The sequence below is a fragment of the Ferrimonas balearica DSM 9799 genome (genome assembly GCF_000148645.1).
Classification (GTDB): domain Bacteria; phylum Pseudomonadota; class Gammaproteobacteria; order Enterobacterales; family Shewanellaceae; genus Ferrimonas; species Ferrimonas balearica.
Genome location: NC_014541.1, coordinates 2,418,733 through 2,431,375 on the forward strand (window position 1 = coordinate 2,418,733; position 12,643 = coordinate 2,431,375).

Sequence of the window (12,643 nt, forward strand, 5' to 3'; positions counted from 1 at the left end):
TTCAACTCAGCTCACTGTGGGGAAGTTCTGGCCACAAACCCGACATCAGATTGGTCGTTTTTCTCGCCGAATCTCAGTCATGGCTCACATTTATCGTGATCAAATGCACGTTCCCCTCAAAGTTTCTTGAACTTCCTGTTCGCGACCCTAAACTCCCGCGCAATTTGTCTGGAGCTTAACGACGGGAGAAAACATGTCGGCAGATACTGAGTACGGATTGGAACCGGTACCACAACACGCACGTAAGGGATTTGTGCCATTAACCCTGGTGATGCTGGGACTGACCTTCTTTTCCGCCAGTATGTGGACAGGCGGCACACTCGGCACCGGACTCAGCTTTAACGATTTCTTCCTCGCCGTTCTTATCGGCAATCTGCTCCTTGGTTTCTACACCGCCTTCCTCGGTTACGTCGGTGCCTCCACCGGCCTCTCTACTCACCTTCTCGCGCGTTACTCCTTTGGCACCAAAGGCTCATGGCTGCCCTCCGCTCTGCTTGGCGGCACTCAGGTTGGCTGGTTTGGTGTCGGTGTGGCGATGTTTGCCCTGCCGGTGGAGAAGTTTACCGGCATCGATGCCCAGATCCTGATTCTGGTGGCCGGGGTGGCGATGACCGTCACCGTGTTCTTCGGCATCTCCGCCCTGATGGCGCTGTCGGCCATCGCCGTACCCGCTATTGCCCTGCTGGGCGGTTACTCGGTCTACCTGGCCACCGAATCCGCTGGCGGCGTCAGCGCTCTGGCCCAACTGACCCCGGAGCAACCCATCTCCTTTAACCTGGCTCTGGCCATGGTGGTGGGTTCCTTTATCAGCGCCGGCACCCTGACCGCCGACTTTGTCCGTTTCGGCAAAAGCCCGCGCGCTGCGGTGGCCATCACCCTGATCGCCTTCTTTATCGGTAACTCGCTGATGTTCATCTTCGGCGCTGCCGGCGCCGCGGTGACCGGCCAGTCCGACATCTCCGAAGTGATGGTGCTGCAGGGCCTGCTGATCCCGGCCATCATCGTGCTGGGTCTGAACATCTGGACCACCAACGACAACGCGCTATACGCCTCCGGGCTGGGCTTTGCCAACATCACTGGCGGCAATGCCAAGATCCTCTCCATTATTAATGGCCTTATCGGTACCCTTTTCGCGATGTGGTTGTACAATAACTTCGTCGGTTGGCTGACGTTCCTGTCCGCCGCCATTCCGCCCATCGGCGGCATCCTGATCGCCGATTATCTGCTTAACCGCGCACGCTACCATGACTTTGCCAACGCCCAGTTCCAGACCGTACGCTGGAGCGCACTGGTGGCGGTGGCCATTGGCGTGGCTGCCGGCCATTTCCTGCCCGGCATCGTTCCGGTTAACGCCGTATTGGGCGCCGCCCTCTCTTACCTGGTGCTGAGCCGTCTGGAACCCAAAGCGGTTGCCCCGCTCAGCCAAACCGAAGGAGCCTGAGCCGATGCTCATCAATAATGTTCAGCTCGAAGGCCGCAATGGCCTGTGGCAGATCCAATCCGAAAATGGCGTCATCAAGGCGCTGGTGCCTATGGCCGACGCCCAGTCCGGCGACGCCATTGATGGCGAAGGTGGCCTGGCCGTGGCGCCGTTTATCGAGCCCCATATCCACCTCGATACCACCCAAACCGCAGGGCAACCCAACTGGAACCGTTCCGGCACCCTGTTCGAAGGGATTGAGCGCTGGGCTGAGCGCAAAGCGATGCTTACCCCGGAAGACGTGAAAGCCCGCGCACGCCAGACCCTCAAGTGGCAGATCGCCAACGGTGTACAGTTTGTCCGCACCCACGTTGACGTCTCTGACCCGGAGTTGGTTGCCCTCAAGGCGATGGTGGAACTGCGCGAAGAGATGAAGCCCTGGGTGACACTGCAGATCGTGGCGTTTCCGCAGGAGGGGATCCTCTCCTACCCCAACGGCAAGGCGCTGATGCGTCAGGCCATGGAGTTGGGTGCCGACGTAATTGGCGCCATCCCCCACTTCGAATTCACCCGTGAATATGGGGTGGAATCACTGCACTACATGTTTGATCTGGCCGACGAGTTTGACTGCCTGGTGGACGTGCACTGCGATGAGATTGACGATGAGCAGTCCCGCTTTGTCGAAACCCTCGCCACCCTCGCGCTGGAACGGGGCGTAGGCCATCGCGTGACCGCCAGCCACACCACCGCCATGCACAGCTACAACGGCGCCTACACCTCGCGACTGTTCCGTCTGCTGAAGATGTCCGGCATCAACTTTGTTGCCAACCCGCTGGTCAACATCCACCTGCAGGGCCGTTTCGACACCTATCCGAAGCGCCGCGGCATCACCCGGGTGAAGGAGATGCTGGAAAGCGAGATCAACGTCTGCTTTGGCCACGACGACGTGTTCGACCCCTGGTACCCGCTGGGCACCGCCAACATGCTGCAGGTGCTGCACATGGGCATGCACGTATGCCAACTGATGGGTTACGACCAGCTGGACGACAGCCTCAAGCTGATTGGCCGACACAGCGCCCGCACCCTTCAGGTGGAAGACCAGTACGGCATCGAGGTGGGCAAACCCACCAGCCTGCTGATCCTGCCCGCTGAGAGCCAGTTCGATGCCCTGCGCCGACAGGTGCCGGTGCGCTACTCCATCCGTCACGGTCGGGTACTGGCCGAGACCCAACCGGCCCGGACTCAGCTCCATCTGGAGCAGGTGGAAGCTGTCGATTTCCGACGCTGATACGCCTTTCTACAGAAAAAAAGCGAGCCACCCGGCTCGCTTTTTTTGTCCCCCGCCCCTCAGCGCGCCAGCGCTGAACGCCGCAGTGGCGTGACCAACGCCTGTTCAATCATCGGTTGCAGCAATGCCGCGCCGTCGGTAGAGAGGTGGTCGTCATCAAAGTAGTAGGAGCGCTCGGTACTGCCCACCAGGCACTTACCCTGCTGGCATAAACGTTGGCTGGGGTCGATGATCACCACATCGGTGTGGCCCTCGCTGGCGTTGCGGATGATCTCATTGGTAAATGCCTGCAGCTGCTCACTCTTGCTGTGATCCACTGACGCCTGCGCCAGCTTGTCCGCGTCCACGTCCTCCCCCTCCAACGCCTGATAATAGAGCCGGGGCGGGATGTCATTCTGCAGCGGCGCCTGCAGCATCAACACCACCCGGATCCCCGCCTCGCGAAATGCGGACAGGGTTTTATCAATGCCGTAGCGGAACACCTCGATGGAGCGCTGCTGTGAGCCGGTTTCCTGGGCACTCATCTTCAGGAACTGCACATCCTTGCCCAGGTAGTCACCGTCGGTGTAGAGCGTCCAGCGGGCGGCAAGGAACACCGTATCCACCTTCTGCTCAATGGCGTAAGCCAGGGTTCGATCATTCAGCGCCTTGCAGTTTTTCTTGTGCTGATCCGAGCGCTCGGTGTGCACCGTGAGAATGGGGGGACAACCGCTGTAACCGGCGTATTCCAGCACCACGTTATGGCGTCGTGCCATGCTCTCCAGCGCCGGAAGAATTGAGAACATATGTGAATCACCCAGCGCCAGCACCCGCTCTCCCCGGCCTGAGCCCAGCGAGCACACCGCCTGCTCCTCGTCTGACTTCACCGCCCGGTCAAAGCAATCGTAAGGTTTTACCTGCATCGAACTGGCCACCGACTCCGGCAGGTAGGCGCCTGCGTCTTTGGGCATATTCACCATCCAGACCAACGCCACAATCAGCACAGCGCCGTAGGTGGTGGCCCACACCCGTCCCATGCGGGAACACTCGATATAGCGGTAGGACAACCAGCCCAGCAGCACACTGGCAAGATAAAACAGCGGCAGCGCCTGGTAGACCCCGGGCTCCAGCTTGGCCATCTGGTACAGCATCACCACCACCACCCAATGCCACAGGTAGATCGAGTAAGACCAGGTGCCAATCCACTGGAACAGGCGGTTATTGGTGGCGATGCTGTCCTGACGGTTCGCCACCAGAATCAGCGCGGTGCCCAGCACCGGCCCCAGCGCCAGGGCACCGGGCCACGGCGTACTGGCTGACACCCAGAAGCAGGTCAGGATGATCAGGGTCAGCCCCATCCACTCCAGCGTTTTCTGCCAGCGGGGTGAGATGGTCAGTGGATAGAGGTAAACCACCCCGCCGGCCAGCATCTCCCAGGCTCGGGTCGGCAACAGGAAGTAGGTCGGGTCAGGCCAGCGTTTGGCGGCATAGACGTTGAACAGAAAGCCCGCCACGGTCGCCAGCAACACCAGGCACTTCAGGCTCAGCAGCCCCATCAGTCTGGCCAGCCCCAGTAACACCAGCGGGTAGATCAGGTAAAACTGCCACTCCACAGAGAGCGACCAGGTGTGCAACAGCCACTTATCGTGGGCACCCAGATCGAAGTAGCCGGACTCTCGCCAGTACACGATGTTGGAGACAAACAGCAGACTGGCCGCGATGTGGTCCAGCAGAGTCCGGTAGTCAAAGGGAGGCAGGTAGAGGTAGCCGAACAGGGCAAGAAAGGCGCACACCAACACCAACGCGGGGACAATGCGACGGGCGCGAGCCCGATAGAATGCCCACAGGGAGAAGTTACCCTGCTCGAGTCCGCGAAAGATGATCCCGGTCATCAAGAAGCCGGAGATCACAAAAAAGACATCGACCCCGGCAAAGCCGCCGGGCATCCAGGCTGGGTCAAAATGGAAGATCACCACCACTAGCACGGCGACGGCTCTCAACCCATTGATGTCAGCCCGGATCGGATGTGTGTGACGCATCTACCCTCCATACACGGCAACAAGCCATGACAACTGAGCGGCGACCACAAGTTCCGGTGGTTATGGGTGTGTTCGGCATGGGTAGGACGAGCCAAAGCGGGCGACATTTTCGCGTCGATTCACTTTGTTACCCTGCCTTTATGGAATAGCTGAGGCTGGCCCTTACCGCCAGCCCAATTCGCACAGGACCGACAAGAAAATGGGGCCAAAAGCGGCCGGAAACGGCCACGGAAAGGGGGTGGTGACGGGGTAGACGGCCCGTCGGCGAAAAACCGATGGACCGGGGAGAAATTCAGACCACGTGATCCGGCTCGCAGGTGCCGCACACCATCAGCTCACGCAAATTCGCGGGCTCAGGGATGGCCGATTTGTCGATGCCCAGCATCGGCGCAAGCAACCGGGCAAACAGGCGCCAGTGCTCCAGCAGCGCCTTGTCCTGCTCCGGGCCATAGGTCTGGCTCAGCAAGGGGCGCAGGGTCGCGGGGGCGTCCGAGAACAGGCAGCAGAACCACTTCAGCTCCTCCATGCTGGAGTCGGTCAGGTAACCGGCCGCCTGAGCGCGTTCCAGCTCCATGGCAAAGGCTTTTTCGGTTTTGCCGGTCAGGTCATAGAGGTAGTCAAACAGCTCCTCTTTTGACCCCATGGCACTGGCCGCCAGCCGGGAGGGGCGAGGGTCCACCAGCAGACTGGCCATCAGCCGGATCATCATCTCAAACAGCCGCTCATTGGGCGGCAGATTGGGGTCCGCCTCCTCCACCAGGGTTTCCATCAGGCCCTGGATGTAGAGATGAATCTCATCGCAGATGCGATGCCAAATCTGCTCCTTGCTGCCGAAATGGTGACGGATCAGGCCGTGGGACACCCCAGCCACTTCGCTGATTTCACGCACCGACACCTTATCGAATCCCTTCTGGCTAAACAGATCGGCAGCCGCGCACAGAATCGACTTTTTGGTCTGCTCCGCCGCTTCGGCGCTTTGGCGGCCGCTTCGTTTATCTACCATATCGGGTCTCTTTCTTCGTTGTATCAATGAACTGCATTATGCCTGCCGCACCCTGAACTTGGCCAGTGACGGCGTTCTCAGCCTTTATTATCCACATGTAAAGTAAATTTGCTATCCACAGGGAGAGTAAATATACTTTCCGACCGTATAGTAAAGTACAGTTCGTTAACTCGTCGTTTTCAATGCAGGAACGCTCTCCATGATGGACCGACCCACGCCCCACCCGACCGTGATGCTGGCCACGCTGCTGGCCGGGGCTCTCACCCTCTCAGGCTGCACCGAAGTGCAGTCATTTCCCGCCGAAGAGAGTGAAAAACCGGTGAAGATCCTCGAAGTGCCGCAAGCGCAAGGCACCCTATCCCATCGTTTCTCCGCCCAGATTGAAGCCAGCAACCGGGCACAGTTGGCGTTTCGGGTGGGCGGCCAGATTGACCAGATCGACGTGCGCATGGGCGAGACCGTTAAACAGGGACAGGTACTGGCCACGCTCGACCCCACCGACTACCTGATCGCGGTAGAAGCGCGTCAGGCCGAATTTGAATTGGCCAATGTGCGCCTGCAACGGACCGAGCGACTGTTTGCCGAGCAACTCACCAGTGAAGACCAGCGCGACCGCGCCCAAACCGAACTGACCGTGGCCCAGGCGCGGCTGGAACAAGCCAAAACCGACCTGGCCTACACCCACCTTGTCGCGCCGTTTGATGGTGCCGTCTCCCTGACCCACAAGCGCGCCTTCGAGGTTGTCGGTGCCAATGAGCCGGTGATCAACCTGCAGGGTGACCGGGTGCTCGATATCGCTTTCAACCTGCCCAGCCAGTACGCCCGTTTACTCAGTCAGGCCGATCAGGCGCAGTTCAGCGCCCGCTTTGCCGACCGTCCGGGCCTGCAACTGAGCGCGCGATTCAAAGAGAGCGACGCCCAGCCGGATCGCGACACCAACAGCTTCCGCGTCATCCTCTCGGTGGACCGCCCCGAAGCGGAAAACCTGCTCCCGGGCATGGCCGCAGAGGTGACCATCAGCCTGCCTCAGGACGGCGACAACGCCTGGTTCCTGCCTGCCGAAGCCATTGTGGCCCGGGACGGTCAACGGGTGACGGTATGGCAGGTCGATGAGGGTGATCGCCTGATCCCGCTGGACCTGATCCTCGACAACCGCGGTGCGGTGTTGTCCGGTGTCGAACCGGGCACACGACTGGTGGCCGCCGGCGCCGATGAACTGGAGGCGGGCCAGCGGGTTCGTCACTGGGTTCGGGAGGGAGGGCTGTGATGATGTTTGAACGTCACCTGATTCGACTCTGGCCCGTACTGTTCCTGTTGACCCTGTGGCTGATGGTTGGTTGCACCCCGCAGCAACCCCGTCAGGACGCCCCCGCGTTGGCGGTTGCCACCCTGACCGTCAGCACCCCGGAGCAGGCACCGCAACGCAGCTTTAATGGCCGGGTGGTCGCCGCCGACCTCACCCGACTGGCATTCCGCATCGATGGCAAGCTGGCGCAACTGACCATTCGGCCCGGCCAGTCGGTTCAGCAGGGCCAGGTGCTGGCCACGCTGGTGGATCGCACTCAACAGCAGGCACTGACCGACGCCCGCGCCCAGTTCAACCTGATTGAGCGGCAGCTCCGCCGAGCGGAGAAGTTGCTGATTCAGGGCTCCGTCTCCGACGCTGAGATGGACGAACTGCGTGCCAACTGGCGCCTGGCCCGAGCCAACCTCAAGGCGGCGCAAGCCCAACTGCGTTACACCACCCTGACCTCGCCCTTTGATGGCGTGATCGCCGAGCTTTACAAAGAACGGTTTGAAACCCTCAGCCCCGGCGAGCCGATCGCCACCCTGTATCGCGCCGACCGCATGGACGTGCAGATCCCGGTGCCGGACAGCCTGCTGACCCAGATCGACCCGGAAGCCCCCAGCATCGGTTACGCCCCCGAAGCGCGCATCGACGGTTTCGCAGAACCGGTGGCGATGCGCTACCTCGAACACACTCTGGAGCTGGACCCGCAAAGCCGTGCCTTCCAGCTGTGGTTGAGCATGCCCGCCCCCAGCCAGAAATGGCGTCCGGGCCTGCCCGCCACCATCACCGTGGACATGGCCAGGGCGGGGCTCAGCCTGCCCCAGGGCTACCGCGTGCCGCTGAGTGCCCTGCAGGCGGCAGAGCAGCCCGGTACGTTCCGGGTTTGGAAAGTGGTGGACAACCGTGCCCAACCCCATGCCGTGAGTGTCAGCGCCGTCACCCAATCCGGCGCACTGGTGGACAGCGGCCTGAATCAGGGCGACGTGCTGATCCTGTCGGGCTTGTCCCGCCTGATGGCCGATATGGCCGTTAACCCCAAGCCCATGACTGAGTGAGAGCCAGAGCGATGAACATTGCGCAATACGCGATTAAACACCGGGTGATCAGCTGGATGTTCCTGATCATTCTCGCCATCGGCGGCGTGCTGGCGTTCCAGGATCTCGGTCGTCTTGAAGACCCCGCCTTTACCATCAAGGATGCCATGGTGATCACCCAATACCCGGGTGCCACCGCCATGGAGGTGGAGGAGGAGCTGACCTACCCGCTGGAAAAGGCGATCCGCCAACTGCCCTACGTCGACAAGATCAACTCCACCTCAACGCCGGGCATGTCACAGATCATGGTCAGCATGAAGATGGACTACGGCGCCGATGAGCTGCCGCAGATCTGGGACGAGCTGCGCCGCAAAGTCGCCGACGAGCAACCCATGCTGCCGCCGGGCGCCTATCCCCCCAAGGTGATGGACGACTTTGGCGACGTGTTTGGCATCCTGCTGATGGTGACCGGCGACAACTACAGCTACAGCGAACTCAAAGAGTACGTGGACTACATGCGCCGCGAGCTGGAGCTGGTGGACGGCGTCGGCAAAGTGGCGCTGGCGGGCGACCAGCAGGAACAGATCCACATCGAGATCTCGCTGAAGAAACTGGCCGCGCTGAACCTGGACGTCAACACTGTAGTGGGCCTGCTGAACCAACAGAACGCGGTACTGGACGCCGGTAAGATCACCATCGACGGTGAGTCCCTCTACCTGCGCCCCGGCGGCTTTGACTCCAGCGTTGACCCCATCATTCACGGCCGCGATACCGGCCAGTTGGTGCGCCTGACCGACGTGGCCACCATCCACCGCGGCTTTCAGGAGATCCCCACCAACCTGGTGCAGTACAACGGCGACAGCGCCATCAGCCTCGGCATCAGCTTTGCCACCGGAGTGAACGTGGTGGAAGTGGGCCAGCGCATCGACGCAGTACTGGCAGAACTGGAATCCGCCAAACCCGCGGGGATCCACCTGCACACCCTCTACGACCAGCCCAAAGAGGTCGACCAATCGGTCAACGGCTTTATCATCAGCCTGGCTGAAGCGGTGGGCATCGTCATCGTGGTGCTGCTGTTTGCCATGGGGCTGCGCAGCGGCCTGATCATCGGCCTGGTGCTGCTGCTGACCGTGCTCGGCACCTTTATGATGATGCAGTGGACCAACGTGGAGCTGCACCGCATCTCCCTCGGGGCACTGATCATCGCGCTGGGGATGCTGGTGGACAACGCCATCGTGGTGGTGGAAGGCATTCTGGTGGGCCGCCAGCGCGGCCTGTCCAAGCTGGAATCGGCCACCGCCATCGTCAGGCAGACCGCCTGGCCACTGCTCGGTGCCACGGTGATCGCCATCACCGCCTTTGCCCCCATTGGCCTCTCTCCGGATGCCACCGGGGAGTTTATGGGCTCACTGTTCTGGGTGCTGTGTTACTCGCTGTTCCTGAGCTGGATCACCGCCCTGACCCTCACCCCCTTCCTGGCCGATCTGCTGATGCCGGCAACGGACAGCAAGAGCGATAACACCGATGCGGCGGATCCCTATCAGGGCTTTATCTTTACGCTGTTCCGGGGTTCCCTGCGCTTCGCGCTGCGCTACAAAGCCCTGACTCTGGGCGCCATGCTGCTGTTGCTGGTGGGCGCCGGGGCGGGCTTCGGCTTGGTGAAAAACGCCTTCTTCCCGCCCTCCAATACGCCGATTTTCTACCTCGACCTGTGGATGCCGGAGGGCACCGACATCCGCACCACCCATCAAACCGTGCAGGCGGTGGAAGCCACCATCCTTGATAAACCCGGAGTGGACTTCGTCACCTCCACCACCGGCCAGGGGATGCAACGCTTTACCCTCACCTACCAGCCGGAGAAACAGTACGCCGCTTTCGCCCAGTTGCAGGTGCGCACCGACACTCGTGAACGGATGCAGGGGCTGATGCGGGAACTGGATACCGAGTTGTCGCAACGGTTCCCGCAGGCGCAGTTCCAGCAGCGCCTGATGGAGATCGGCCCGTCACCGGCCTCGAAGATTGAAGCCCGCCTGAGCGGCCCGGATCCGGATACCCTGCGCACCCTGGCCAGCCAGGTGGAGACGGTGTTCCGGGCCGATGCTGGCGCCCGCAATGTGCGCCACAACTGGCGCGAACGTACCAAGGTGCTGGTGCCGGTGATCAACGAGTCCCAGGCCCGACGACTCGGCATCAGCAACGAAGAGCTGGCCGGTACCCTGCAGATGGCCTTTGGCGGCACCCAGGTGGGGCTGTACCGCGACGGCACCCGGATGCTGCCCATCGTGGTGCGCCTGCCGGAAGCGGAGCGGGTCGATTTCGGCAGCTTCGACAACATCACCATCTGGAGCCCGACCCTGCAGACCTACGTACCGGTCCAGCAGGTGGTCAGCCGGGTTGATCTGGTGTGGCAGGATTCGGTGATTCAGCGTAAGGATCGCAAACGCACCCTGACGGTAATGGCGGACCACGACATTCTCGGCGACGAAACCGCCGCCAGCCTGTTCAACCGATTGCGCCCGCAGGTAGAGGCGATCAGCCTGCCGCCGGGTTACAGCCTTGAGTGGGGCGGCGAGTTTGAAGCCCAGAACGACGCCCAGAGCATGCTGTTCAGCTCACTGCCGATGGGCTACCTGTTTATGTTCATCATCACGGTGTTCCTGTTCGATTCCCTGCGCAAGCCGGTGGTGATCTGGCTGACGGTGCCGCTGTCGGTCATTGGCGTGACCGTGGGGCTACTGGTGACCAACCAGCCCTTCACCTTTACCGCCTTGCTGGGCTTGCTGTCGCTGAGCGGGATGGTACTGAAGAACGGCATTGTGTTGCTGGACCAGCTCAATCTGGAGCTGGCTTCAGGCAAGCGCCCCTATGACGCGGTAATGGACGCCGCCATCAGCCGGGTCCGGCCGGTGAGCATGGCCGCGCTGACCACCATCCTGGGGATGATCCCACTGGTGTTCGACGCCTTCTTTGCCTCCATGGCGGTGACCATCATGTTTGGCCTTGGCTTTGCAACGGTTCTGACCCTGGTGGTGGTGCCGGTGTTGTACGCCACCTTCTACCGCATCGCCCCACCCGCAAAGGAAGCGCAGCCAGAACCGACCCCGCTTCAGCCGGTGGCCGCCTAAACCGAAAAAAGCCCCCACATTGGGGGCTTTTTTATGGCGCACATTACGGCGTTACTGGCCCAGAGTGTTTTTGTAGATCACCCCATCTTTCATGATCAATCGGATGGTTTCCGGGCTGTCCGGCCGGGGCTCCGCCCCAAACCACTGGTCGCCGGTGCCCACCACGGAAAAATCTTCCAGCGGATTGCCATCCAGAATCAGAATGTCCGCGTAAGCGCCCTCCTCAATCACTCCCAGCTTGCCTTCGGTGTAGGGGTTCATAAAGTCGCCGGACAGCGCGGCGATCTCACCGCCCACCGAGGTCATGGCCACCAGTGACGCATGGGGCCCGAAGAAGTGGTTATTCAGGTGTTTCTCGTACGCGATCTGGATATTGCAGGCGGCCACCGTGCCAACGCAGTCGGTATGAAAACCGCGCTTGGCGGGACAGCGCTTCATGTTGTCGATGTAGTCCGCAAACGCGGCACTGGCGGATTTGGCCTTGGCCAGGCTGGCTGGCACATCGCGTACCGCCGGAATGTCCAGCAGGCCCGGATCAAAGGCGGTCAGGTTGGTGGTGATGTAGGCCCCCTTCTCCTCCATCAGCTCGGAGATTTCGCAGTCGAACATAAAGCCATGCTCAATGCTTTTTACCCCCGCTTCCAGCGCACTCATGATCGCCTCCTTACGATAGGAGTGCGCCATCACGTAGCTGCCGTACTCGTTGGCCACCTGCACCGCGGCTTTGATCTCCTCTGGCGAACCGGCCAGCAGTTGCCAGGGGTCAAACGCGGAGACCACACCACCGGACTGCATGTACTTCAGTTGGGTGGCCCCCATCCGGAAGTTGTTGCGGGCAAACTTGTGCATCGCCGCCACACTGTCCACTTCCTGGGCCATATTGAGGCGACTGAAGTTGGAATCTTCACCGGGGGGCGAGGTGTAATTGGCGAAATCCGCGTGGCCGCCCCGGGTGGAGAGAAACGCGGCCGAGGGATAGAAACGGGGGCCGTTGATCTGGCCCGAATCGATGGCGCGGCGCAACCCGGCGTTGGCCCCACCGGCGTCACGCACCGTGGTAAAGCCCTGCATCAGGTACATTTGGGCCATCTGGGTACCGTGAATGGCGAGGTCTTCCCAGGTACTGTTCGCCTCCATCGACGGCAGCGTCGGGCCCGGCAACATCAGGTGGGCATGATTTTCGATAAAGCCGGGCAGCAGAGTGCCGCCACCGCCATCAATGACGGTGGCACCGGCCGCGGACAGCGAACCGGTGGAAACGGTTTTGATCAGGTTGCCTTCAACCAGAACCTGGGCGTTGCGCACCAGCTTGTCATTGACGCCGTCAAACACGTTGACGTTGGTAAACAGCACCTGTTGAGGTGCAGTGGTTTCCGCCTGCGCTGCGCCGTCTGATGCCAACCCGATGGCCAGCCCGACGGCCAGCGCCATTGACCCAATTGGTTTCATCCCGTCCTCCCATCC

At 61.2% G+C, this 12,643-nt stretch carries 8 protein-coding genes; 5 read left to right on the forward strand and 3 right to left on the reverse strand.

What is annotated here, in order from left to right; translation table 11 throughout:
* The first annotated feature begins 193 nt into the window (after nt 1-193).
* Both codB and FBAL_RS11020 read left to right on the forward strand, forming a co-directional pair.
* A complete protein-coding gene (codB, locus tag FBAL_RS11015) occupies nt 194-1,441 on the forward strand; it encodes a cytosine permease (RefSeq protein ID WP_013345681.1) in 1,248 nt (415 codons plus the stop codon).
* Between the two features lie 4 nt (nt 1,442-1,445).
* On the forward strand, nt 1,446-2,708 hold the full coding sequence (locus FBAL_RS11020; protein WP_013345682.1) for a cytosine deaminase: 1,263 nt from the start codon (nt 1,446-1,448) through the stop codon (nt 2,706-2,708).
* 59 nt (nt 2,709-2,767) lie between these two features.
* Here FBAL_RS11020 and FBAL_RS11025 read toward each other — a convergent pair whose 3' ends face one another.
* Together FBAL_RS11025 and FBAL_RS11030 are read right to left on the reverse strand one after the other, a co-directional pair.
* Nucleotides 2,768-4,726, reverse strand: a complete 1,959-nt coding sequence (locus FBAL_RS11025) for an acyltransferase family protein (RefSeq protein ID WP_013345683.1) — start codon at nt 4,724-4,726, stop codon at nt 2,768-2,770.
* A gap of 292 nt (nt 4,727-5,018) precedes the next feature.
* Nucleotides 5,019-5,729 (reverse strand): TetR/AcrR family transcriptional regulator, encoded by a 711-nt coding sequence (locus FBAL_RS11030; RefSeq protein WP_013345684.1) that lies wholly within the window; start codon nt 5,727-5,729, stop codon nt 5,019-5,021.
* Between the two features lie 199 nt (nt 5,730-5,928).
* On the opposite strand from FBAL_RS11030, the gene FBAL_RS11035 reads away from it, so the two are divergent.
* The 3 genes from FBAL_RS11035 to FBAL_RS11045 are packed head-to-tail and all read left to right on the forward strand — an operon-like array spanning nt 5,929 to nt 11,179.
* On the forward strand, nt 5,929-6,996 hold the full coding sequence (locus FBAL_RS11035) for an efflux RND transporter periplasmic adaptor subunit (protein WP_013345685.1): 1,068 nt from the start codon (nt 5,929-5,931) through the stop codon (nt 6,994-6,996).
* Nucleotides 6,996-8,075 carry an efflux RND transporter periplasmic adaptor subunit gene (locus tag FBAL_RS11040; RefSeq protein WP_013345686.1) on the forward strand — a complete coding sequence of 360 codons (1,080 nt, stop codon included), beginning with the start codon at nt 6,996-6,998 and terminating at the stop codon, nt 8,073-8,075. The genes FBAL_RS11035 and FBAL_RS11040 overlap by 1 nt, the downstream gene beginning before the upstream one ends.
* Before the next feature lie 11 nt (nt 8,076-8,086).
* On the forward strand, nt 8,087-11,179 hold the full coding sequence (locus FBAL_RS11045; RefSeq protein WP_013345687.1) for an efflux RND transporter permease subunit: 3,093 nt from the start codon (nt 8,087-8,089) through the stop codon (nt 11,177-11,179).
* Nucleotides 11,180-11,230: 51 nt separating this feature from the next.
* Here FBAL_RS11045 and FBAL_RS11050 read toward each other — a convergent pair whose 3' ends face one another.
* A complete protein-coding gene (locus FBAL_RS11050) occupies nt 11,231-12,628 on the reverse strand; it encodes a metal-dependent hydrolase family protein (protein ID WP_013345688.1) in 1,398 nt (465 codons plus the stop codon).
* Nucleotides 12,629-12,643 lie beyond the last annotated feature (15 nt).